This window comes from Bacillus sp. SDLI1 (assembly GCF_001553895.1).
In the GTDB taxonomy this organism is placed as follows: Bacteria; Bacillota; Bacilli; order Bacillales; family Bacillaceae; genus Bacillus; species Bacillus siamensis.
In genome coordinates this window covers 1,387,537-1,408,185 of sequence record NZ_CP013950.1, presented here as the reverse complement: position 1 = coordinate 1,408,185, position 20,649 = coordinate 1,387,537, and the positions used below count along the sequence as shown (strand labels likewise).

General features: G+C 42.7%; 32 protein-coding genes. 25 read left to right on the top strand and 7 right to left on the bottom strand.

Annotation, left to right across the window (positions count from 1 at the left end; translation table 11 throughout):
* The first annotated feature begins 68 nt into the window (after nt 1–68).
* Together AUL54_RS06580 and AUL54_RS21405 are read left to right on the top strand one after the other, a co-directional pair.
* Entirely contained in the window at nt 69–1,262 is a 1,194-nt protein-coding gene (locus AUL54_RS06580; RefSeq protein WP_101605618.1) for an MFS transporter, read from the top strand.
* A complete protein-coding gene (locus tag AUL54_RS21405) occupies nt 1,237–1,479 on the top strand; it encodes a hypothetical protein (RefSeq protein ID WP_060963294.1) in 243 nt (80 codons plus the stop codon). Before AUL54_RS06580 ends, AUL54_RS21405 begins: the two co-directional genes overlap by 26 nt.
* Here AUL54_RS21405 and AUL54_RS20570 read toward each other — a convergent pair.
* Nucleotides 1,433–1,585, bottom strand: a complete 153-nt coding sequence (locus AUL54_RS20570; RefSeq protein ID WP_003155495.1) for a small, acid-soluble spore protein K — start codon at nt 1,583–1,585, stop codon at nt 1,433–1,435. The genes AUL54_RS21405 and AUL54_RS20570 overlap by 47 nt on opposite strands.
* Nucleotides 1,586–1,708: 123 nt before the next feature.
* On the opposite strand from AUL54_RS20570, the gene AUL54_RS06570 reads away from it, so the two are divergent.
* The 6 genes from AUL54_RS06570 (at nt 1,709) to AUL54_RS06545 (ending at nt 7,730) form a co-directional block, all read left to right on the top strand.
* Nucleotides 1,709–1,978: a YfhJ family protein gene (locus tag AUL54_RS06570; RefSeq protein WP_016936717.1), complete on the top strand. Its 270-nt coding sequence runs from the start codon at nt 1,709–1,711 to the stop codon at nt 1,976–1,978.
* A gap of 129 nt (nt 1,979–2,107) precedes the next feature.
* The gene (locus AUL54_RS06565) at nt 2,108–2,635 is read left to right on the top strand and encodes an SH3 domain-containing protein (protein WP_060963293.1); all 528 of its coding nucleotides are present in this window, start codon (nt 2,108–2,110) and stop codon (nt 2,633–2,635) included.
* Between the two features lie 85 nt (nt 2,636–2,720).
* Complete coding sequence (locus AUL54_RS06560) at nt 2,721–3,053, top strand: SdpI family protein (RefSeq protein ID WP_060963292.1); 333 nt, start codon at nt 2,721–2,723, stop codon at nt 3,051–3,053.
* Nucleotides 3,050–3,910 (top strand): alpha/beta fold hydrolase, encoded by an 861-nt coding sequence (locus tag AUL54_RS06555; protein WP_060963291.1) that lies wholly within the window; start codon nt 3,050–3,052, stop codon nt 3,908–3,910. The genes AUL54_RS06560 and AUL54_RS06555 overlap by 4 nt, the downstream gene beginning before the upstream one ends.
* Nucleotides 3,911–4,127: 217 nt before the next feature.
* Nucleotides 4,128–5,108 carry a glycosyltransferase family 2 protein gene (locus tag AUL54_RS06550; protein ID WP_060963290.1) on the top strand — a complete coding sequence of 327 codons (981 nt, stop codon included), beginning with the start codon at nt 4,128–4,130 and terminating at the stop codon, nt 5,106–5,108.
* 36 nt (nt 5,109–5,144) lie between these two features.
* The gene (locus AUL54_RS06545; protein WP_060963289.1) at nt 5,145–7,730 is read left to right on the top strand and encodes a YfhO family protein; all 2,586 of its coding nucleotides are present in this window, start codon (nt 5,145–5,147) and stop codon (nt 7,728–7,730) included.
* On the opposite strand, the gene AUL54_RS06540 is transcribed toward AUL54_RS06545, so the two are convergent.
* The 4 genes from AUL54_RS06540 to AUL54_RS06520 all read right to left on the bottom strand — a co-directional run bounded on the left by AUL54_RS06540 (nt 7,727) and on the right by AUL54_RS06520 (nt 10,931).
* Nucleotides 7,727–8,710 carry a metal-dependent hydrolase gene (locus AUL54_RS06540; RefSeq protein ID WP_016936711.1) on the bottom strand — a complete coding sequence of 328 codons (984 nt, stop codon included), beginning with the start codon at nt 8,708–8,710 and terminating at the stop codon, nt 7,727–7,729. The two genes, AUL54_RS06545 and AUL54_RS06540, sit on opposite strands and share 4 nt — an antisense overlap.
* Before the next feature lie 220 nt (nt 8,711–8,930).
* Nucleotides 8,931–10,079 (bottom strand): site-specific integrase, encoded by a 1,149-nt coding sequence (locus AUL54_RS06530; protein ID WP_060963288.1) that lies wholly within the window; start codon nt 10,077–10,079, stop codon nt 8,931–8,933.
* 67 nt (nt 10,080–10,146) lie between these two features.
* Nucleotides 10,147–10,611 (bottom strand): ImmA/IrrE family metallo-endopeptidase, encoded by a 465-nt coding sequence (locus AUL54_RS06525; RefSeq protein WP_060963287.1) that lies wholly within the window; start codon nt 10,609–10,611, stop codon nt 10,147–10,149.
* Nucleotides 10,612–10,625: 14 nt separating this feature from the next.
* A complete protein-coding gene (locus AUL54_RS06520) occupies nt 10,626–10,931 on the bottom strand; it encodes a helix-turn-helix domain-containing protein (RefSeq protein WP_025852427.1) in 306 nt (101 codons plus the stop codon).
* A gap of 268 nt (nt 10,932–11,199) precedes the next feature.
* Here AUL54_RS06520 and AUL54_RS06515 point away from each other — a divergent pair, with 268 nt between their 5' ends.
* The 14 genes from AUL54_RS06515 to AUL54_RS06455 all read left to right on the top strand — a co-directional run bounded on the left by AUL54_RS06515 (nt 11,200) and on the right by AUL54_RS06455 (nt 18,251).
* Nucleotides 11,200–11,406: a helix-turn-helix domain-containing protein gene (locus AUL54_RS06515; RefSeq protein WP_025852425.1), complete on the top strand. Its 207-nt coding sequence runs from the start codon at nt 11,200–11,202 to the stop codon at nt 11,404–11,406.
* Nucleotides 11,393–11,665, top strand: a complete 273-nt coding sequence (locus AUL54_RS06510) for a hypothetical protein (RefSeq protein WP_014471597.1) — start codon at nt 11,393–11,395, stop codon at nt 11,663–11,665. Before AUL54_RS06515 ends, AUL54_RS06510 begins: the two co-directional genes overlap by 14 nt.
* Before the next feature lie 49 nt (nt 11,666–11,714).
* The gene (locus AUL54_RS21340; protein WP_158509233.1) at nt 11,715–11,864 is read left to right on the top strand and encodes a hypothetical protein; all 150 of its coding nucleotides are present in this window, start codon (nt 11,715–11,717) and stop codon (nt 11,862–11,864) included.
* A complete protein-coding gene (locus AUL54_RS06505; protein WP_060963286.1) occupies nt 11,861–12,142 on the top strand; it encodes a YqaH family protein in 282 nt (93 codons plus the stop codon). The genes AUL54_RS21340 and AUL54_RS06505 overlap by 4 nt, the downstream gene beginning before the upstream one ends.
* On the top strand, nt 12,129–12,437 hold the full coding sequence (locus tag AUL54_RS06500; RefSeq protein ID WP_060963285.1) for a hypothetical protein: 309 nt from the start codon (nt 12,129–12,131) through the stop codon (nt 12,435–12,437). The genes AUL54_RS06505 and AUL54_RS06500 overlap by 14 nt, the downstream gene beginning before the upstream one ends.
* Nucleotides 12,428–13,075 (top strand): Rha family transcriptional regulator, encoded by a 648-nt coding sequence (locus tag AUL54_RS06495; RefSeq protein WP_060963284.1) that lies wholly within the window; start codon nt 12,428–12,430, stop codon nt 13,073–13,075. The genes AUL54_RS06500 and AUL54_RS06495 overlap by 10 nt, the downstream gene beginning before the upstream one ends.
* A 12-nt stretch (nt 13,076–13,087) precedes the next feature.
* A complete protein-coding gene (locus AUL54_RS06490; protein ID WP_060963283.1) occupies nt 13,088–13,933 on the top strand; it encodes a hypothetical protein in 846 nt (281 codons plus the stop codon).
* 134 nt (nt 13,934–14,067) lie between these two features.
* Nucleotides 14,068–14,463, top strand: coding sequence for a DUF6809 family protein (locus tag AUL54_RS06485; protein ID WP_235588405.1), 396 nt, complete (start codon nt 14,068–14,070; stop codon nt 14,461–14,463).
* Nucleotides 14,464–14,474: 11 nt separating this feature from the next.
* Nucleotides 14,475–15,248, top strand: coding sequence for a hypothetical protein (locus AUL54_RS06480; protein WP_060963282.1), 774 nt, complete (start codon nt 14,475–14,477; stop codon nt 15,246–15,248).
* Complete coding sequence (locus AUL54_RS06475; RefSeq protein ID WP_060963281.1) at nt 15,241–15,597, top strand: replicative helicase loader/inhibitor; 357 nt, start codon at nt 15,241–15,243, stop codon at nt 15,595–15,597. The genes AUL54_RS06480 and AUL54_RS06475 overlap by 8 nt, the downstream gene beginning before the upstream one ends.
* 1 nt (nt 15,598) lies before the next feature.
* Entirely contained in the window at nt 15,599–16,927 is a 1,329-nt protein-coding gene (gene dnaB, locus AUL54_RS06470; RefSeq protein WP_045510161.1) for a replicative DNA helicase, read from the top strand.
* The gene (locus AUL54_RS21400) at nt 16,917–17,138 is read left to right on the top strand and encodes a hypothetical protein (RefSeq protein ID WP_060963280.1); all 222 of its coding nucleotides are present in this window, start codon (nt 16,917–16,919) and stop codon (nt 17,136–17,138) included. The genes dnaB and AUL54_RS21400 overlap by 11 nt, the downstream gene beginning before the upstream one ends.
* A 169-nt stretch (nt 17,139–17,307) precedes the next feature.
* A complete protein-coding gene (locus AUL54_RS06460; RefSeq protein ID WP_060963279.1) occupies nt 17,308–17,508 on the top strand; it encodes an XtrA/YqaO family protein in 201 nt (66 codons plus the stop codon).
* Between the two features lie 227 nt (nt 17,509–17,735).
* Nucleotides 17,736–18,251 (top strand): sigma-70 family RNA polymerase sigma factor, encoded by a 516-nt coding sequence (locus AUL54_RS06455; protein WP_060963278.1) that lies wholly within the window; start codon nt 17,736–17,738, stop codon nt 18,249–18,251.
* A 14-nt stretch (nt 18,252–18,265) separates the two neighbouring features.
* Here the strand turns inward: AUL54_RS06455 and AUL54_RS06450 are convergent, their stop codons facing one another.
* Both AUL54_RS06450 and AUL54_RS06445 read right to left on the bottom strand, forming a co-directional pair.
* Nucleotides 18,266–18,682 carry a type II toxin-antitoxin system HicB family antitoxin gene (locus tag AUL54_RS06450; protein ID WP_060963277.1) on the bottom strand — a complete coding sequence of 139 codons (417 nt, stop codon included), beginning with the start codon at nt 18,680–18,682 and terminating at the stop codon, nt 18,266–18,268.
* 26 nt (nt 18,683–18,708) lie between these two features.
* Nucleotides 18,709–18,894 (bottom strand): type II toxin-antitoxin system HicA family toxin, encoded by a 186-nt coding sequence (locus AUL54_RS06445; protein ID WP_060963276.1) that lies wholly within the window; start codon nt 18,892–18,894, stop codon nt 18,709–18,711.
* Between the two features lie 187 nt (nt 18,895–19,081).
* On the opposite strand from AUL54_RS06445, the gene AUL54_RS06440 reads away from it, so the two are divergent.
* The 3 genes from AUL54_RS06440 to AUL54_RS06430 all read left to right on the top strand — a co-directional run bounded on the left by AUL54_RS06440 (nt 19,082) and on the right by AUL54_RS06430 (nt 20,594).
* On the top strand, nt 19,082–19,384 hold the full coding sequence (locus AUL54_RS06440; RefSeq protein ID WP_060963275.1) for a hypothetical protein: 303 nt from the start codon (nt 19,082–19,084) through the stop codon (nt 19,382–19,384).
* Nucleotides 19,385–19,526: 142 nt separating this feature from the next.
* Nucleotides 19,527–19,751 (top strand): hypothetical protein, encoded by a 225-nt coding sequence (locus tag AUL54_RS06435; protein ID WP_060963274.1) that lies wholly within the window; start codon nt 19,527–19,529, stop codon nt 19,749–19,751.
* 138 nt (nt 19,752–19,889) lie between these two features.
* Nucleotides 19,890–20,594 (top strand): hypothetical protein, encoded by a 705-nt coding sequence (locus AUL54_RS06430; RefSeq protein WP_060963273.1) that lies wholly within the window; start codon nt 19,890–19,892, stop codon nt 20,592–20,594.
* The last annotated feature ends 55 nt before the right edge of the window (nt 20,595–20,649 follow it).

Here is a 20,649-nt window from a genome sequence, read left to right as displayed (position 1 = left end):
CAATTTCGATATCTTTTAAGATGAAATTCGTTGTTTTTTTATTAAAAAGGAGGCGATTCGCGTTGAATATCAAAATGAAACAGCCATCAGTGAAATTAATGATTTTTGTTTTAATGATTTGCACGTTTTCCATCGGGTATACGGAATATGCTGTCATGGGTATTTTGACGTCGATTGCCGATGACTTTCATATACATGTGTCCTCAGCGGGCATGCTTGTTACGGCGTACGCGGCAAGCGTCTGCCTGACGGGTCCGATCGTAACCATTATCGCGGTTAAGCTCCCGAGAAAGCTGGTGCTGCTCGGTTTGATGGGCATCTTCGTCCTTGCCAACCTGATGAGCGTCTTTGCGCCAAATTTTGCCGTGCTGGCGATTTCCAGAATTTTATCCGCATCCATTCACGGAGCCTTTTTTGCGATTGCTATGGTGTTTGCAAGTGAAATGGTGCCGCCTGAAAAACGTTCCGCTGCCGCTGCCTCGATGAATGGAGGATTAACCGTGGCGCTGATGCTCGGCGTTCCGTTCGGCTCTTATTTAGGGGATGCCCTTAATTGGCGTGCCGTCTTTTTCATTATTTCTGTTTTAGGCCTGATCGGACTGATCGGCCTGATGCTGGTCGTACCGAATCAAAAACCGAAAGTGATTCCGATGCTGATGAATGAATGGAGTGTCTTTAAGCATAAGCAAGTCATTTTTTCCTTTGCGATCACCATTCTCGGCTACTCAGGCGTTTTTATCGCTTACACGTTTATCGAGCCGATTTTAAGAGATTCAGCGGGATTCGGCACGGTCGGCATCACAGGCGCGTTATTTGCCTACGGTCTCGGCGGAGTGGCGGGGAATTTCTTCGCAGGGAAAGTGCCGCTCAAACTGCTGACACGCACAATGATCGGCGTGATGATCGGCTTGATCGGCGTCATGGCGATTTTCCCTTATATCGCTGTTTTTCCCGCCGCAGCCGTTTCGGCGACGTTTTTATTCGGTGCATGTGCGTTCGGTACGCCGCCGCTTTTACAGACAAAGGTTATATCTTCCTCTGAAAACGGCACGACGATCGCCGCCGCGGTGAGCGTTTCCGCCTTTAACCTGGCAAACGCGCTCGGCGCCTGGATCGGCGGTTTGATTCTCGGCGGAACGGGATCGTACTCATGGCTGTTTGCCGGCGGTGCGCTGATGACCGCTCTCGGCCTTGTGCTGTCCACGTTCGCTCATCTGTCTGAGAAGAAGGACGTTTATGAATACCAAATGCATAAAGGATAACAAAAAGCTTGCAGCGGATATTCCGTCCGCAAGCTTTTTCAGTTTTCATCACGGTGAGCCGTCAGCGAGAGTAACGGGCAGCGGTTTTTCACTGACATATTACGGACTCAAGAGGATTTTTTCGGATGCAAAAAAGAGACCGGATCATTCCCGGTCTCTTTACGGTCTGTTTATCGTCTGCCTGAAGCTCTCATGCGCTCTTGCGGGTGCGAATTAATTGAACCGTCCGCCCGTTTAGAAGCGTAGTCATCTTTTGCCCGCGGTTCGCCTTCAAACTTATTATTGTTCTGATTAGGAAATCCTTTTGCTTTGTTCCGGACCATTTGTTTTCCCCCTCGGCCAATATCAAAAGGTTGCGCCTTCTGGACTGAAGACGTAAAGTTAGTATATGCCTGTGACAAGCTGCGTAAAAGCAGCAGGTTTTCCCAAGGAAAGGAGACAGAGACATGAATACATATATCGACAAACTGACGAATTTGCTGCTTGAGAAAAATGATATGCTCAGCTATTTGCAAGCACGTACTTGGGTGGAGCTTTTATGGGGAGATTTCGAAGCGACTTACGCGAAAGCCGGCCGCCCGTATCAGGGAGAGCAAATGACAGAACGCGTCGTCAAGGAATGGATTGAATCGTACGGCAGCAAGCTTCATATGTTCCAAAGCATGCGGGAAGACGTTTCTCATTATTTGGATCAAAGCAGGGGACTCCTGCATTAACATAATAGTGCGTTCCGCCGGAATCTTCCGGCGGTTTTTTCTTTTTATAAAAGAAATAGGAAAATCATGTTTGATGACCCGCAAAGTGTGGAATTGTGTAATAACTTAAAATAGCGGGGAGGAACCACAATGAACATGAAAAAAGGGTTAACCGCAATTATTCCGGCCGCAGGACTTTGCTTATTTTTAGCCGCAGGCACCGTTTTTTTTGATCCGTCAGCGAATGCCGCAGCAGTTCAGCAGACAAAAATAGACACCGCAGCAGATACATATATCGTGAAAGCAGGAGAACTTAACGTCCGTAAAGAACCAAATAAACAAGGGCGGATTGTCGGCACGCTCCGTTCAGAAGATGCCGTAAAGGTTAAACAGCTTGAAGGGGCAGATTGGGCCGAGATTGACTACAAAGGCCAGAAAGCCTATATCTCCACTCATTTTCTGATGAAGCAGCCGATGAAGGCAGTGACCGCGAAACAAACCGCTTTTTATACGCCGACTTTGGAAACCGGCAAAAAAAGCTCCGTGAAAGCGGGGGAAACCGTCAATGTGCTCGGCTGGGGATTCAGCCATGACGGAGGATTTGACCGTAAATGGGCGTACGTCACATACGGCGGGAAAGCAGGTTATGTGAAGACGGCCGACTTAGTTCAAAAATAAAGATTCAGGCAGGCGGATGAGCCTGCTTTTTTTCTGAAACTTTCCGCCTTTCCTTACGTATGAAATGAAAAGGAGAGTGACGGATATGATAATGGTAATCGGCGGCCTTCTGATGGCTGCAGCCGGCATTTTAGTCACACTTTTCCCGCCGAAGTCAATTAACAGCCTGTACGGATATCGGACAAAACGCTCTATGGCGGATGAATCCCAGTGGAGAGAAGGCAACCGTTTCAGTGCGATCCTCATGATTCTGTTCGGCCTTCTGACAGCTGCAGCCGGATTTGCGGGCAGCCTGCTCATTCCGCTCACTCAGCCGTACAGCCTGATCGTCCAGGCCGTATGTTTGATCGCGATCAGCGCGCTGATCATAGCCTTAACAGAAAGAAGATTAAAACAAAAGGGGAGGAGAACCGATTGAATGACATCACTTTTCACATGATCGAAACAAACGGAGTGACACTGCACACGGCTTCAGCGGGTCCGAAAGACGGCCCTTTGGCGGTGCTGCTGCACGGGTTTCCGGAATTTTGGCACGGCTGGAAGAGCCAGATCAAACCGCTTGCGGATGCCGGATACCATGTTGTCGTGCCCGATCAGCGCGGCTATAATCTCAGTGATAAACCGGAGGGCATTGAAAACTATACCATTGATAAACTCAGGGATGACATTATCGGGCTGATCACTCACTTTACAGATGACAAGGCCGTCGTCATCGGTCACGATTGGGGAGGAGCCGTAGCCTGGCACTTGGCATCCACGCGGCCGCAATACGTTGAAAAATTGATCACGGTCAATATCCCGCATCCGGCGGTTATGCGGAAGGTCACACCGTTCTACCCGCCGCAATGGAAGAAAAGCTCTTATATCGCATTTTTTCAGCTACCGGAAAAACCTGAGCGGAGATTATCTGAAGACAATTACCGCGTATTGGATCACGCCATCGGCTTATCCGAACGCCCGGAGCTTTTTTCACGGGAAGATGTCGACAGCTACAAAGAAGCGTGGGGCAGAAAAGGAGCCCTCACGGCTATGCTGAACTGGTACCGGGCGATCAGATGCGGCGGTTTAGGCCCTGCCGTTCCGCTTAAAATGCCTGTTCCGTACCGATTAATGTGGGGCGTCAATGACCGCGCGCTGAGCAAAAAGCTCGCTTCGGAAACAAAACGGATGATTCCAAACGGCGACTTAATCTTCATAGACGATGCCTCGCATTGGGTCATTCACGAAAAACCGCGCATCGTCAGCCATTTGATTCATGAATACCTTCAGCAATAAAGTCTGTCCCGCGTACAGACTTTTTCTTTTTTTTCTCATATCTGCCGAAAAACATGACAAAATAAAAATATATAACCATATGCAGAAAAATTTTTCTTTCCCTGTAACGAAAAAAGGGTTTAAACGACTTTAAAAAAAGGAAAAGCCTTACTGAAGTTTTGCGGACTATTCCACTAAGGCCGTATTAAAAAAAGAATAATACAAAGAAGGTGCCTTCATGAAACAAAGGTTAATCTCAATTATTATTCCGTCTTACAATGAAGGAAACAACGTCAAGCTCATCCATGAATCTTTAAAAAAAGAGTTTCAATCGATTCATTATGACTATGAAATTTTCTACATTAATGACGGAAGCGCGGATGACACCCTTCAGCAGATTAAGGAACTGGCCGCCAGAAACCATCGCGTCAAATACATATCTTTTTCCCGCAACTTCGGGAAAGAAGCGGCCATTTTGGCGGGGTTTGAACACGTGCAGGGCGAAGCGGTAATCGTGATGGACGCCGATCTGCAGCACCCGACGCATCTGCTGAAAGACTTCATTCAAGGCTATGAAGAAGGGTATGACCAAGTCATTGCGCAGCGCAACCGAAAAGGGGACAGCCCCGTGCGTTCCGTGCTTTCTTCCCTGTATTATAAATTTATTAACAAAGCCGTCGAAGTGGATTTGCGTGACGGAGTCGGCGATTTCCGCCTGCTGAGCCGGCAGGCCGTTGATGCCCTTTTGAAGCTGAGTGAAGGGAACCGCTTCTCAAAAGGGCTGTTCTGCTGGATCGGGTTTGACCAGAAAATCGTATTTTATGAAAATGTCGAAAGGAAGAACGGCACGTCCAAATGGTCATTCAGCAATCTGTTCAACTACGGAATGGACGGTGTCGTCTCCTTTAACAACAAACCGCTGAGGGTTTGCTTTTTCACCGGTATTCTGATATTGCTTCTGTCGATGGTTTATATTGTAACGACCTTTATTCATATTCTGACAAACGGCGTGTCCGTTCCCGGATACTTCACCATTATTTCCGCCGTGCTGTTTTTAGGAGGCATCCAGCTTTTGAGTCTCGGCATCATCGGCGAGTACATCGGCCGGATTTACTATGAAACGAAAAAACGCCCGCACTATTTAATTAAAGAAGCGAATATTACGTACGGAGAACAAAATGAAACGAATTATACAAAAAAGCGCAAGTGGAACCATTAAACAGCCGCCGCTGTGCGCAGGGTCTGGAGACGTTGTATGAAAAAAAATAAATGGATCTTGCCGGCAGCCTGTGTGCTGGCCGCGGCAGCCGCTCATATTTTTTTCTTGAAGGAGTGGTCAGAAGGCCGCTATATGACGGGGTCTGGAGACGGGATCGCCCAAATGGCGGTCTTCAAAAAGCTGTTGTTTGACCAATATATGAACGGCCGGCTGTTTTACAGCTATTCGTTCGGAATGGGCGGGGGAGTGTACAGTCAGCTCGGCTATTATTTCTCTACTTCTTTTCTCTTTCTGTTTATCTCCGCCGCTGTCCGCATCCTGCAGCTTATGCAGCTGTCGGGTGACGCGGATGCGCTGTTTTGGGCCCAGGCCTCCGTTTTTATCAGCATCGCCAAGCAGAGTTTCGTCATATTCACGGCAGCCTGTGTGTTCCGTTATTTCGTCAAACGGACGGTGCCTGCTTTTGTCGGCGCCGTGTTGTACGGGGCCTCGATTATCTACTTCCGGCATGAGGTGTATTGGGACTTTTTCACTGACAGTATGGTGTGGCTGCCGCTGCTCGTGCTCGGCGCGGAAAAAATCATCACAGAAAAAAAGCCGGCATGGTTTATCTTCGCCTGTGCGCTGACATTGATTAACAACTTTTATTTTGCGTATATTAATCTGATTTTCATCGGCATTTACATCTTATTCAGATGGATCATTCATCTTGAAGACAATGAAGCCAAAAAGCTCACTCAATGCAGAATGTTTATTCTGTCAGGCCTGCTCGGCTTCGGCATAAGCGCAGTCTCCTTTATCCCTGTCGTATACGGATATCTTCATAATCTGCGGCCGCCGTATTCAGGGCAGATTGCTTGGCTTGATTTTTCCGACAACATTTTATTTTCAAGCCGGATAATCATTCTGCCGGCGGTTTTTTTGCTTTTTCTATTTACATTTTCCTTATACAAAAACCGGCTGTTCCGGCTGTTTGCGGGAATCAGTCTGCTGTACATTCTGTTTCACTTCAGTCCGTTTGCGGCAAGTGCCTTTAACGGTTTTTCAGCTCCGCAAAACAGGTTTGAATACGTCCTGTGCTTCACGATTGCCGGAACGGTCGCAGCAGGGCTTTCTAAGCTTTCAGACATCAGCATGAAGAGTATGCTGATATCCGCCGTACTCGCCGTTCTGCTCTATTGGAGCCAGGTGAGGCGGTTCAGCCTGGATATTTCTGATCAGGCCAACCTGTCTATCCTGCTCCTTCTGGGGCTGACCATTGCCGCTTTCCTTGCAGCAAAGACAAGACTGAAAGGTGCGGTGCCCGCCGTCTATGCCGTCATTCTCTTGACGGCGGTGCTGACGGCTAATACATATGAAAAATATGCGTTATCAGAAGGCGGGAAGATTTATACGGTATCGCATACCTTTATGACGGGTCCTGACTATAAGGGCAAAGAACAAACAGAGCTTATTCAGCGTCTGAAAGAAAAAGGCCCGGATCCCTTTGCCCGTTTAGATTGGATGAACGGAGTATTCAATAATACCCCGATCATTTACGGGTTCAACGGATTCAGCGTATACTCAAGCATCCTGAACCGCAATCTGCTGTCCTTTTACTGGAACGACCTCCAGATTGATATGGGCAGAGAAAGCGTCAGCCGCTATGCGACATTAGGAAACAGAGCTAATTTATACAGCCTGCTTTACGGAAAATATTATATGACGGAAAAAACAAACGAGGCCGGCGTCCCTTACGGATTCAAAAAAATCATGGAGTCATCCCGCTATGCGGTTTATCAAAATCAATATGTGCTCCCGTTCGTACGGACAGCCGATCGTGTATATAACGAGGGCGACTTGAAAAAAGCGCCCGCCCTTGCCAGGGAGCGGGCGATGCTTGATGGGATCATCACGGAATCGAGCACAGTAAAAACGAAAAAAGCGCCAGAAGCGAAAAATATGATCCGTCAGGCAAAGGTAACGGCCGACCATGCGGATTATCAAGACGGCGTCCTGACGGTAAACGAAGACGGCGGCGGCCTGATCATTACACCGCACGGCGCTGAGGCTGGCGGCGGAGATTATTATGTCAGCTTTTATTTATTGAACAAAGCGAAGGACCAGGGATTTACATTAAAAGTGAACGATTACACGACAACGAGAAAATCGAATCAATCCATTTATAAAACAGGTGTAAATGATCTCACCGTCAGAGTGCCAAAAACAAAAAACATTCAAATCCGGCTGCCGAAAGGAACGTATCAGCTCGACAGACTGGCGCTTTATGAAGAACGGTACGGAACGCTGAAAAATGCATACCGAAAAGCGGAAAAAGAACCGCCGGCCGATCTCAGCTGGCGCGGAAATACGCTTCATATCTCGTATGAAAACAAAACCGGCGCGCCGTATATCATGCTTCCGATTCCATATGAAAAGGGCTGGGAGCTGAAGGTAAACGGCAGACAAGAACAGGTTGAAAAAGCGGATTATTCCTTTATCGGATTTAAAGCGCAAAAAGGAAAAAATGATATTCGATTAACGTATTACCCGCCGTTTTTTAAACCGTCTGCTGCTCTATCGGTGATCAGCCTCGTGTTTGCCGCCATATATGTGAGAAGACAAAAAAAGCCCGGCTCTTAAACAGAGCCGAGCTTTAATTTTTTCTGCAGTTTTTCCTCGCTGAAAATCCAGCCCGTGTAAGAAGAAAGAGGCTCTAAATCATGACTGAGGTGAACGATGGCGACAAAGGGGTAGTGCCCTTTGCTTCGATAGCGCAAATCAATAAAGCGCACCTCATAATGATCTTTAAAGGTATCGACCTCCCACCTGTAAACGGGCGAGAACGATAGAAAGGCTGCAATATTTTCATCCTGTTTCGCGGCCTTCATCACATCGGTTTCCGGTACGGGCACGCGGTTGAATGTATCCAATATCACCACATGGCCGTCAAGGCTTCTGCCGACATAAAACGCGTGCGCCGTCGTTACGGCGATTCGCCACTGCCTGAATTTCATCGTCGGCGAAATAATGATGGTTTCAATTTCTTCTTCAATCATCTCACGCAGCCGCCGCTTAATCCGCAGCTGCATCAAAAACCGTACGGCGTAATATCCCGCGAGGATGATATACAGCGTCAAAAATGTCACGCCCGGATGGCCTCCGATATACCACACGGCAATCGCGGCCAAATGGCTGATGAAAATAAACGGGTCAAAGGTATTGATGAGACCGAGAGCGACCCATTTTTTCGAAAACGGGCGGAGGGCCTGCGTTCCGTACGCGTTAAAAATGTCGACAAACACATGCAAAACGACAGCCAAAAGCGTCCACAGCCACAAGTGCAGAAAGTTCGCTTCCGGGTAAAACATAAACAGAATGCCCGGAATCAGAATGGACCAAAATAAAACGGCGGGAATGGAGTGCGTGAACCCTCTATGATTTCGAATATAAACGGCATTATTTTTCAGCTTCAATATGGTATCAATATCAGGTGCCTGAGAGCCGGCAAGAGCGGCGATCATAACTGCCTGAGACATGGGGGTATGCATGCCGACGGCAGGATCGAGAGTTGCGATTCCGCCAAGCGCGATGCCCATGACAACGTGAGTGCCAGTATCCATTGGTGACCTCCTAGCAGGCGTTATACATCAGTCGCCCGCATATTTCGCATTATAAGATATTCCCCATTTTCTGTTTGCCCAATCATGGCGTTTATCCGCCGTTCTCATATGTTTCCGCTTTTTCTTTATCACTATTGAATGTAACAATAAATGAAAATCCCTTAAAAATAAAGGGTTTAGCTCGGATATTTTAAAACCCTCCCCCAAAACCTCCCCCACTTCAAAGGGCTAAAGCGTCCGCGAAGGCCTCAACGGATTCCTCTTCAAGTTCTTTGAATGAATGCCCGTATGTGTTTAAAACCATTTCAGGGGTATTGCCAAGACGATCAGATATAACTTTCACGGGGATTCTCTTACTAATCAGAATGGTTGCATGAGTATGTCGGAGGCCATGCACTGTTATTCTTTTTAAATTCTCTTTTTTAGTAACACGATCAATTGCATACCTTATTACTGTATGGGAAATTGGTTTTGTTGTTGATTTGTTTATGAAAATAAAATCATCTTCTGATAAGTGTTTCCCAAAAGAAATCATTAATTCTTTGCACCATTTACGGTATACTTTAAGCTGTGTAATCAGTTCCCCAATTACTTTTATAGTGCGGTAGCTATTTTTTGTTTTTGGGGAGCGTATGCCGTTAGCATCTCTTGTTCTGTTGATCGAAATGGTTAAGCCTTCAAAGTCAACATCAGACCATTTTAAACCCATGGCCTCGCCTCTTCTCATTCCGGTGAATGCTAACAACTCAACCATTGTATAATTGGTGATATTTTCATATCGCTTAAAGGCTTCAAGAAATTCCCTCAATTCTGAGGCGGTGTAAAAATTTTCTGATTCCTTTTTGGGCTGCGGTATAATTATTTTATTAAATCTGTTTCGTCGCAGTATTTCAGAATCTACAGCCGCATTAATAGAAATTTTAAAGGTTGCGTGGTATTGCGCGACGCTACCGGGACTGTATTCTTTAAGCAGCTCATTTATAAATAATCTTTTGTAAGTGACTTTATCTAATTTAGTCAACTTAATTTTCCCAAGTAAAGGTTTTATGATAGTTTCAATAATTAACTTTCTGTTCTCGCATGTGGAGATTTCCCATTGATTTTTATTTGTTTCATACCATATATCAAGCCATTCACTGATAGTTAAATTTTCATTTTCAACTTCTTTTATGTCTCCGTTTAAAACAGCCGTTTTGACTTCCAGTAAGGCTCTATATGCTTCGTTCTCTTTTTTGAATCCCTGTTTAGACTTCTCACGCCGTTTTCCAAAAGCATCATAATAGCGATACCGATATAACCAACGCTTTTCTTTCTTTGCGTTGAAGTAATAATATAAATCATCGTCTTTATCTGTTTTATACATTTTCATTTGTAACAGCCCTTTCCTTCGTGGACAGACGCATAAAAGGGGCTATGAGTATTTTGACATCACCTCCTTAAAATTCCTCTAACATTTCTATAACGCCAAGAGGTCGAAAACAGATAGTCAATCCGTTCACCTTTTTAAAAAGTCCGTACTCTTCTTCATATCTTTTTAAGGCCTCTTCTAAAAAAACCTCAGTTACATTTAAAAACTCGGCCAATTCATAACGGCTTTTTATTCCCGCTTTTTGGGCGTCAATAATTTTAGTCAAAGGGACTAATTTTTTATATGCCCAATTTCTGGCCCGTTTTTCTTGTTTTCGGTTTTCCATCTTGCTCTGATCCAATATATCTCCATAAGAGGTGAAATGATGTCCTAATTCTTCGGCAAGGGTACAACCTTTTTCAATTCTTGACTGTTGCCGATTAATCCAGACAATGCCGCTATTATAAAGGCCCTTTAATCTAGGTGGCATAATCCTTTCAATAACTTCAATTCTGTTACGGGAAGCCTCTAACAATAGATGATCATAAACCAAAACAAATACACCTCTTATTTTTTCTCTCTCTTTAAGCGTACGAATTCCTTAAATCGTTCTATTTCTTCTAGCTCTTCTTCCGTCCAGTCTTCACCGTCATGGTGAGCTGCTATTGTTTCAACAGGGGAATCAGTTCTGCCAAGTAAATAATCAACGGATACATTAAAATAATCGGCTATTGCTTCGACTCGTTCTGTTGATGTTTTTTGGTTCTTTAATTTGTATAAAACGTTAGTGCTCAAACCTAAATTTCTTTCTAACTCAGCAATTGATAAACCGCGGCTTTCAGCAAGCTTTTTTACTCTGTCGAATAAATTCATGATCACTCACCTGTATTAAGCTAGACACATCTAACCAAAAGGTTAAATAAAAATGTTGACTTCTAACCTAAAGGGTAGTAAACTGTGTTCATAAGCTACTTATTTAGCTTTTTGGGCACTACAAACAAAAGCCAAAGACCACGTTCCCCAACGTTCAAGGCTATTACTGTAGGCTTATTCAGCTATGTTTTGATTTTAACCTATAGGTTAAAAAATGTCAATAAAAAGCTAAATAATTAGCTGAAAATATAGAGTAGGGGTTGGTTTTATGGTTGGTAACACGGACTTCGGAAAAAAAGTAAAAACTTGGCTCATCATGAACGAGATGCAGCAAAAGGAATTGGCTGAAATGCTTAATATTTCAAATGCTTACTTGTCAGACATATTGTTAGGCAAGCGGCAGGGAAAAAAGGTACGTGAAAAAATAGTGAAAATTGTAAATGAAAGAGGGGCGTCATGGCTTGCCGACTGTTAAATTTGACGTTGCTGTCAATGAAACCGAAATCCGTGACTATATCAATCAACAATTGGATCAGGCCATAAGGGAATCACTTTTTGTATGGGATATTGAAACCATGTCAAAAAGAACCTGCATGAGCAAAAGCTTTTTAGAAAATGAATTTTTGCGTGATCCGAGAATGAAATTGATTGAGCGCCGAAAGGAGAAAGGCAAGCGGTTTTGGTTCTATGAAGAATCCAAACAGGTAATGAAAGACATTATGGACGAATGGTAAAAAACAAAAGCGTGGACAGACGCACTTATAAAATTGGAGGCTTACTAATTTGAAAAAACGAAAAATTTTAGGGGTTTCTCTTTTCCTTTTTGGTTTTGAAATGAGCCTGACAGCTCAGTGTAAACGAAAAGTAGTAACCCACGAAGAAGAGCAGCGCGGTCGCCATTGGAAAGAGTACCTGAAAGGAGAAAAGGCATGAAATTAGATCACTTCTTAAAATCAGACAGCGAATCTGTTTTACGAAAGCTTTCAACTGCTCAATTTTTATTAAGCGAATTACTTCCGGCTGAAATCGAGGATTGTAATTTTGAGGAATGCATTGATCTTTGTCTATCGGCAGCAGAAATGTTCAAGGAAATCAATCGAATGCATCAACCGGCATCAGTCACACAATTACATGAAATCGCGTCCCGTTTTTCTTTAAAAGGGATAGATGTTTCGGTTGTGCAAAGGAGGCTGACAAGTGAACATGTCTAATTCAGTTTCCCCGCAAATCACAAATATATGGCCGGAGGATGAAAAGTCGAGAGAATTCATATCACTTTTAACTGAAAATGGCCCGCTCTTCATTTTTCCCAAGGATGCTGCAGACAACCGAGGGGAAAAAGTGGAGATCATCGAAAGGACAAAATCAATTTCCGGTAAAGTCCTCATGGAATTTACTCAAAACGGAACTGATTACTGTATCCAGTGGTGCCGAGCTTCTGAGAAGGAAATCATTAAAATTAGACAACGGGAATTAAAGAAAATGGAGGAAGCAACATGCAATTAAATTTAATCGAATTAAACGGACTGCATTTTGTTGATAGTCGGGATGTGGCAGAAATTATTGATAAAAGACATGACCACCTTTTACGGGACATTAAGAAATACATTGATGTTATTTCAACTGCCCCAACTTTGGGGGCGTCAGATTTCTTCATTCCGTCAACATACGAAGACAGAAAAGGAGAAATCCGCCCTTGCTTTTTACTCACTAAAAAAGGCTGTGAAATGGTTGCCAACAAAATGACAGGAGAAAAAGGTACCCTGTTTACTGCTGCTTACGTGAACCAATTTAATCAGATGGAGCAGCAATTACAAAGTGATTATTCACAATTAAGCCCGCATCTTCAACAGATGATCCGCTTTGAACAAAGACAGAATGAGCAGGATCAACGATTAAGCAAGCTTGAGAACAACTGGCAAATTGATTCCTTTCAACAAAAGGTTATTCAGAAACAGATTAATAAGCGTGTTTATGAAATCCGCGACAATTACGATAACAGCAAGACAGGCACACGCCGATTGTTTGCAGGCATTCACCGTAATTTTAGAGATGCATTCGCCGTTCCATCGTACAGGGATTTACGGAAGCTTGATTTTGAGGACGCAATATCATGGATTAAATCATGGAGACCGCTATTTTAGGAGGAATGGAAAATGAATACATTTGAGTTTTATAGTCAAGTCAAAGCGTTAAAAGTGGAAGTGAACCATGTTTCTACAGAGTTTCAAGCCTTTATCCTGAATGCAAATAAAGCACTTGAAGATGGTCTTGACCGTATAGCAGAATCAAATTTAACGCATCTGTTTGCTGGTGCATCAGAGGGGGATATCCCTGTGGAGGTTCTTCAATCACTGAGTGAATTTTTTAACGTAGATAAAATTATGGCCGCTTCAAAATATAGCCCCTATAACACTATGGTTTGGATTAAGCGGCTGCAGCGCAAAATAAACGATTGGAATAAACTCACTTTGAAGTATCAAAAGCGTCTGTGGGCCATATTGAACGAGGTTGAGGGCTTAGGAACCTCTCAAGCCATAGGGCATAAATGGCGAACTGAGATCAACGAAATTAAGCAAGAAATTAAAACAGCATTAAATTACAGAATCTCGTGTCAAGAGAAACTAGAACAATATCTATCTATGTCTGTAGGCTACTGGAAAATGAAAAAGAACGATTTTTTGTCTCTTCTATCTGTGGATCACAGTAAAGAAAGAGCGGCTGAAATGAGAAAGATAATTGATGATCTGCCGGCCGAAATTGATTCTGACAGACTTTTAGTTGAGGTTGTCACTAAAAATATAGAGGCCCCCGAAGATGATGTTTACTTTGATATTTTCTTTGCTGGTGTTATGGAACGTGTTAAAAGCGGGGAGATTGATACGTTAAGAATGTTTCAAGAGGTTATAAAAGAGCCGATCCCGGTGTATAAAGCCGTAAAAGATGAATACGGCCGAGTTGTATCAATTGAACGGGAGCGGCCCAACCTAAAACTACTGTAGAAGAAGGTATGCCATTTGGTCGAGAAAGAGTGCTGCCACACTTTTTCTTGACTGGCTTGAATAGAAAATACCACGCTTCTTTTAAAAAATCAATTCAATATTTCAAATATATACCATGAAAAGGGGAAGAATTTATGAAATTAATGGGTACGCCTTCTAAAATGATCGAGGTTGGAAATAAATGCGGGATTCAGCATGGCGCGGTCGAGCTGGGTTCACATTTCTATGACGCCGGAATGGTTGCAATTCTAAAGCTTGTCGCACGTACGGAGCTGCATGATTCGAACGAGGTGAAAATTGAAGTTTCGGAAAAAGCAAAGGCTGCTAATGAACAGGTAAACAAGCTTTTCGAAGCCTTAGTAAATAAGCTGTCAGGAGAGCAACTGGAGCTATTCAAAGCGTTTGATGAAGCGTATTCTTGCAAAGCTTCATTTGATACAGAAGATGCATTCAGCGCGGGTTTTGTGGGCGGTTTCCGGTACTTAATGGGGGAAGCGGCTTACAGCAACGATATGAATTTTTACAAGTAAAGGTGATTTAAATGGTCGGTTGGATAAAGCTTCATAGAAAAATACAAGATCACTGGATTTATCAGGAGAAAAGAAAATTTTCACGGTATGAGGCTTGGCTTGATCTCCTGATGCTTGCCAACCACAAAGACAATAAGGTCCTTTTGGGAAATGAGTTGTTGCTCGTTGAAAAAGGGAGTTTCATAACATCAGAACTGAAATTAATGGAGCGCTGGTCATGGGGAAAAGGGAAGTTAAGAACTTTCTTAGAAATGCTCGAAACGGACGGAATGATAATCAGAAAAACGGACCGCAAAAAAACCACCATAACCATATGTAATTACAGCGTTTATCACGAATCCGAAGAAACAAACAGACCACAAACGGACTATTCGCGGACTATGAACGGACTATCAGCGGACACAAACAAGAATGAAAAGAATGTAAAGAATGAAAAGAATATAAAACCTTCTCGTCTCAAATATGAAATTTGCGACATGGAGAACGCGGAATATCTTTTTAAAGAAATCCAAAACAATAACCCGGATGCTAAAAAGCCGAATCTTGAAAAATGGGCCAATGAATTTAGATTGATCCGCGAACGGGACAAGCGCACAGATCAGCAGATCAAATATTTAATCAATTGGTCACAGCAAGATAGCTTTTGGAAAACCAATATACTTAGCCCGGCCAGTCTTAGAAAACAGTTTGATAGACTTGTCACCAAAATTAAAAGTGATAAAGAGCAAAAAAAGGCAAATAAGGCTCCGCGGTTAAACGTAGAGGAGTTTGATTTAGATGATTAAAAAACAAACCTTTGAAATCATGGCGCTCATAAAACAATACTTTGAGCATTTCGAGATAACGCAGGATAAAGTTGATTCGTGGCATGAACTGTTACACGATGCTGATTTTGAACAAGTGCGTGGTAATCTCATTCGTTTTTGTAAACGGAGCAAGTTTCCGCCAAAAGTTGCTGACTTGCTAAACGAAAAAAATCTTATCGTTGATCGGATTAATGCGATCCCGTCCATAGAAGAGACAAAAAACTATCTTGCCAGTCTTTCCTCTCCCGTTGAGCAAACGGAAGAGGAACGGGCGTCAATTGAAAAGTCAAAAGCGGAAATTAGAAAAATCTTAGGAATCGGTGAATGACATGAACGCAACTGCTTTTCTATACAACACAGACGCGGAGCAAACCTTTTTGGGGGCGCTTCTTCTTAATCCTGATTTATTAAAAGACTGCCGCACAAAGCCGCTCCACTTATCCCAGGTCAAGCATAAAAACTTATTATCTGCGATGTTAGAGCTGGACACAAAAGGGATTCCAATAGACTTGGTTTCAATTACGGAATATATCGGCCGGGACAACCTGGGGAGCGTTGGGGGTCATCAGTATTTGGCGGCCTTAGCTTCCTCTGTTCCGACTACTGCAAATATCGGGTTCTATGAAAAAATCATTTTTGAGCACTGGCAAAGGCGAGAAATGGGAAAAATAGCGGAAGAAATTAAGCAGAATTCATCAAATGACGATCCCTCCGCTGTCATTCAATCTACTATATCCGATTTAATGCGCTTAGAAGACGCCACAGGCGACGAAGAAGACGGGGCAATACAAAATGACCTGTTAGAGATTTACGAGGAACTAGCGGAGCCTAAAGGGGAAATTACGGGCATGCGGAGCGGCTTCACAGAGTTAGATCGAATGACGTCAGGTTTTCAAAAACAAGAATTAGTGATTATTGCCGCGCGTCCGTCTGTAGGGAAAACCGCTTTTTGTCTCAACGTGGCTCAAAACTTTATGTCAAGCCCGCTTAATCAATATAAAGGCGGGGCAGTGGGGATTTTCTCCCTTGAAATGTCACGAAAGCAACTTTTAAAACGAATGGCGTCAAGCCTTGGAAATATTAACGCCCATGCAATGCGAACCGGCAATTTAACGGCAAATGACTGGAACAAACTTTCACAAGCAAACGGGGTTCTTGGCTCCGCCGATCTTAGGATTTTTGACCGCCCAGGCGTTACGGTTAATGAAATATGGTCAAAGGTCAGAAAAATGAAACGTGAATTTGCTGGAAAAGATATCTTGATCATTATTGATTATCTGCAGCTTATTTCAGGATCAGCAAAACACAGGGGCAACAGAACGCAAGAAATAAGCGAGATCAGCCGCATGTTAAAACACATGGCCCGCGAGTTGGATATTTGCGTTATTGCTCTCAGTCAGCTTTCACGGGGTGTTGAACAGCGGCAGGATAAACGACCGATGATGTCAGACATAAGAGAATCGGGACAAATTGAACAGGACGCGGATGTCATTGGGTTTCTTTATCGGGATGATTATTACGACAAAGAAAGCGAAAGCAAGAATATTATTGAGATCATTATAGGCAAGCAGCGAAACGGCCCGGTCGGAACTGTTTCACTGGCGTTCATCAAAGAATACGGGCTTTTTGTCAACCTGGAGCGGCGTTTTGACGATTAGAGATTGGTATGAGGCAGCGCTTCGACACAATTATTACTCACTTATCCTGCTGATCGAATTTTTGGTGTACGAGAAAAAAACGGTGCGGCTGCAGGATTCGGAAGAGGTGCTGAATTTTTATTTGCAAGAGAAATTTAGAGACAGGATGAACGCTTATTTGCTTGAATACGAACGGCAAAACCAAAAAGAGAAACCGGTATTTCAAAATTAAGTATAAAAAACGATAGAAACGAACGTTTCAGGATCCCATGAGATTTATATATTCGGGTTTTGTGATAGCAGCTTTACAGGAACAAAAGCAAAGAGCGGGAATTGTCACAAAAGAAATTGAGCCGCTCCACGTCCTTGTAAGATAAATAATCCAAAAAGGGGGCAACCATTTGAGACTAATTAAATTAGATTCTATAATAGAGAAGGATAAACTTGTTATAGACACGAAACAGCATGAAAATTTTGCTGTCATTGTTTCCAATGGAGAAGCAAAAATGACGCCGCTTCCTGAGCATGGAGAAACAAAAATTTTCACGAGTAAAGGGAAAGTAACCCGCGTTAAGTGGGATGAAGGCGAATTATTCAACTAAATAAGTCCAAGACGGAAAGCCTGCGGACACTGATCATTGTACGGATGAAAATCTGTATTTTGGTTGGTGTCCGTTTTTTGTTTTTCAGGAGAGTAGGCAAAGAAATGCTGATAAAAACGCACAGGATGCAATCTGAACGCTTTTTCCCAAGATGTTGGGATAAAGGTTGCGCAAAGCTGAAACGATCCGGGAGCGGCTATTTAAGGGGAAATAACAGGAGGAAACATATGCAAGATTTAATCATCGAATATAAAAGCGCATTAAAAGATGTCAAAAAGATGTACCGGCAGTTATCGGTGGTCGCTGACAGTCTCTTAACGGCTGAACAAAAAAGCGATAAAAAGATTATTGGCGGCATGATAAGCGACCTTGAATATACAATCGAATGGCTACAGAACGGAAGACACCCCGGCGCCCGTCGTGGTGCTGATCGCAGGGACGCGTATAAAAGACCCATTCTGGCTGATCCGCGTTTAATTGATGCGCTGCCGGAAGAGTATGCAATCATTCAGGAGCCGAACGGAGAAGTAAGTGATTGGGATAAGGAGAGAATAGCGGATGCTTTATCTGTACTGACAGACCGCGAGAAAGATATTTTTATCATGCACGCTGTGCAAAATATGTCTTTTGAAGAAATAGCCGCTTTACTCAATATAAAAAAAGGAACCGTCCAAAAGAATATTGAACGATCCCGCTTAAAAATGAAAAATAGAGCAAATGACAGCCTTTTTTGTTTAGCTTAACAGGCTGTCTTTTTTTATGATGATCTTTTGTTAATGCCAAGCCGCTCACGTAATGCAAATTGAAGAAGCTGCGAAAAGTTTACACCTTCTTTTTCTGCTGCTTCCGCCAGCCATTTAGGTACAGTAAGTGTCTTTTTAACCGCTTTGTTTTCCATTTCATCACGGACAATATCTGTCCAGGCGCTTACCATAACAACAAAACCGGTTGCCGGCACTTTGATATCTTTTGGAGCGGATGGGGAAGGGATGTCTTCGCCGTCTTCTTCCATGCCATATAGAAAGCCTTCGAGCGCATTTTTTGCCATACTCATAGCATCATCCACGTTTTCACCTTCTGAAATGCAGCCGGGTAAATCGGGGAAAGTAATTGTGTAGCCGTCGCTTCCGTCTTCTCCTGCATCAAAAATCGCCGGAAATAAATACTTTGCCATATATATAAAACCTCCTTACAAGGGGGCTATTTAAGCCCCGCCTGTTTAAGTATAGAGTTTAGTGTGCCGGGTTTGAAGTCCTTTTTTGGGTGTGGGACTGTTACCGTTCCCGGTTTGGTTGGGTGTTTAAAGTGATGATGACTACCAACAACCCGCTTTAAATACCACCCATCTTTTGTAAGTAACTTTATGATATCTCTTGAAGACTTCATGTTTCCCTCCCTTCACTTATATTATAACACGTATTATCTATACGTGTCGATACTTATTTTTGAAAAAAAGCATTTTTTGTCTTACGGTTGAGACTAATATATGAAAAGAACTTTTGTTCGACAAATTTCGCAAAAGGTTCCATTGTCACTTTCTTTTTCCGATAATAAGGAAGAAGGGGGTGAGAAAATGAGTGCAAGTCTAAGATATGAAAAAATGCCTCAGCTAGGTGCTTATAGAGGAATTTATCTTTTAAAAGATGAAGAAATAGTATTGAAATTGAAAGTTTCATTTTTGACATACTATCTCGATGATAAAATAAAAGCAATGGATGAAAAGTCTCTCCATGATTGGTTGTTTGAAATAGCAAAACAACACGCTGGAAAAGATACTAAAGAATCAGTTATCATCAAGGAGAATGATGTGAAAGATGGGGAGTTAAAAACTTCATGGGAGTCACTTGAGAGAGAACCTTTTGATAAACAGGATTAAGGCATAAATAGTATTCTGCGCTTTCCTTTTGGAAGGTGCTTTTTATGTTCTCTGTAAACTGCTTCCGGTAAATCGTTTGTTAAATTAGTTGATTACATTTTCATGCTCCTTTGCCGATACTAAAGGTAAGGGGGTGATTTGTGTGAAACTTATTCAGGTTAACAATTCAGAATATGAGCATCAAGGATATGGAGCCGGAGGCGGCGATGTGATAAGAGAAGAATATATATGCCCTTGTGGAAGTGGGCGAGTAGTTTACGAAAAAGAAAATATTCCCGGTTTTAGAAGTACCGAGATTGATTGTTACTGTAAGCAATGTAATGAAAAATACGATTTCGGTAGAGGAACGGCAACATTAAAAAAATAATTATTAGTTTGAATTGCGCTCCTTCGGGGGTGCTTTTTTATATTCTCTGTAAACTGCGTCCGGAAATCGTTCGACAAATTTTGCGAATGGTTCCCTTATTTCTCCCTTTTACCGATAATAAGGTGGGGGTGAAGCGATGTGGATGAACTTATAAAAACTTTCGGTGTACTACCAACAGCATTAACTGCTGCGGCAGCTATCATAGTACCATTCATTACATTTATTTTAGGTAGAATCAATGATGATCGTAAAGTAAAGTTTGAATACAGAACTTTTATGGTGATGGATGAGATAACAGGAAAATATCATCTTAAAAATGCTCCTTTCGTAAAGAAGGGAGCCAAGTTATTATTGCCAAAAAGCTACGAGAGTTTAGAAAGATTCATAATAGGAAAAAGACTTGATCAAGATGGTACTTTCACTGATGTATCTAGATTTAACTATTTACAGGTAAGGACTGTTGGGAAAAGTATTATTACAGGCGGATATATTAAAATAAAATTAGGTAACGATGATGAGAGTATAATAGAAATATCTTTGCCATTTATGCTTCCTGATGATGAGGTTTATATCCCACTGGATATAAATTATGGGAATGTTACGCATCGCAAATATGGAATTAAAAGAATAGATGTTTGGTATCAATTACAAACAGGACAATGGATGAAATTTAAAAGCGTAAGATCATTTAAAGAGGAAGAAAACGAGACAATCGTTAACGATAGTCATAGTGTAAAGAAATATCATTTGTTTTACTGGAAGATACAAAATTTAAGAGGGAAAAACATGGGATGGTATTATCTAAATTTAAATAAGGACGAAAAAACGAACCCTTCTAACTGAAGGGTTTTTATATTCTCTGTAAACTGCGTCCGGTAAATCTCAGAAATACTATTGG

Bases quoted from the DNA above. Each gene is read 5' to 3' on its own strand.
- AUL54_RS21405 (WP_060963294.1), top strand. From the start codon at position 1,237: ATGAATACCAAATGCATAAAGGATAACAAAAAGCTTGCAGCGGATATT.
- AUL54_RS20570 (WP_003155495.1), bottom strand. From the start codon at position 1,585: ATGGTCCGGAACAAAGCAAAAGGATTTCCTAATCAGAACAATAATAAG.
- AUL54_RS06570 (WP_016936717.1), top strand. From the start codon at position 1,709: ATGAATACATATATCGACAAACTGACGAATTTGCTGCTTGAGAAAAAT.
- AUL54_RS06565 (WP_060963293.1), top strand. From the start codon at position 2,108: ATGAACATGAAAAAAGGGTTAACCGCAATTATTCCGGCCGCAGGACTT.
- AUL54_RS06560 (WP_060963292.1), top strand. From the start codon at position 2,721: ATGATAATGGTAATCGGCGGCCTTCTGATGGCTGCAGCCGGCATTTTA.
- AUL54_RS06550 (WP_060963290.1), top strand. From the start codon at position 4,128: ATGAAACAAAGGTTAATCTCAATTATTATTCCGTCTTACAATGAAGGA.
- AUL54_RS06545 (WP_060963289.1), top strand. From the start codon at position 5,145: ATGAAAAAAAATAAATGGATCTTGCCGGCAGCCTGTGTGCTGGCCGCG.
- AUL54_RS06540 (WP_016936711.1), bottom strand. From the start codon at position 8,710: ATGGATACTGGCACTCACGTTGTCATGGGCATCGCGCTTGGCGGAATC.
- AUL54_RS06530 (WP_060963288.1), bottom strand. From the start codon at position 10,079: ATGAAAATGTATAAAACAGATAAAGACGATGATTTATATTATTACTTC.
- AUL54_RS06520 (WP_025852427.1), bottom strand. From the start codon at position 10,931: ATGAATTTATTCGACAGAGTAAAAAAGCTTGCTGAAAGCCGCGGTTTA.
- AUL54_RS06515 (WP_025852425.1), top strand. From the start codon at position 11,200: ATGGTTGGTAACACGGACTTCGGAAAAAAAGTAAAAACTTGGCTCATC.
- AUL54_RS06505 (WP_060963286.1), top strand. From the start codon at position 11,861: ATGAAATTAGATCACTTCTTAAAATCAGACAGCGAATCTGTTTTACGA.
- AUL54_RS06495 (WP_060963284.1), top strand. From the start codon at position 12,428: ATGCAATTAAATTTAATCGAATTAAACGGACTGCATTTTGTTGATAGT.
- AUL54_RS06490 (WP_060963283.1), top strand. From the start codon at position 13,088: ATGAATACATTTGAGTTTTATAGTCAAGTCAAAGCGTTAAAAGTGGAA.
- AUL54_RS06485 (WP_235588405.1), top strand. From the start codon at position 14,068: ATGAAATTAATGGGTACGCCTTCTAAAATGATCGAGGTTGGAAATAAA.
- AUL54_RS06480 (WP_060963282.1), top strand. From the start codon at position 14,475: ATGGTCGGTTGGATAAAGCTTCATAGAAAAATACAAGATCACTGGATT.
- AUL54_RS06475 (WP_060963281.1), top strand. From the start codon at position 15,241: ATGATTAAAAAACAAACCTTTGAAATCATGGCGCTCATAAAACAATAC.
- dnaB (WP_045510161.1), top strand. From the start codon at position 15,599: ATGAACGCAACTGCTTTTCTATACAACACAGACGCGGAGCAAACCTTT.
- AUL54_RS06455 (WP_060963278.1), top strand. From the start codon at position 17,736: ATGCAAGATTTAATCATCGAATATAAAAGCGCATTAAAAGATGTCAAA.
- AUL54_RS06450 (WP_060963277.1), bottom strand. From the start codon at position 18,682: ATGGCAAAGTATTTATTTCCGGCGATTTTTGATGCAGGAGAAGACGGA.
- AUL54_RS06445 (WP_060963276.1), bottom strand. From the start codon at position 18,894: ATGAAGTCTTCAAGAGATATCATAAAGTTACTTACAAAAGATGGGTGG.
- AUL54_RS06440 (WP_060963275.1), top strand. From the start codon at position 19,082: ATGAGTGCAAGTCTAAGATATGAAAAAATGCCTCAGCTAGGTGCTTAT.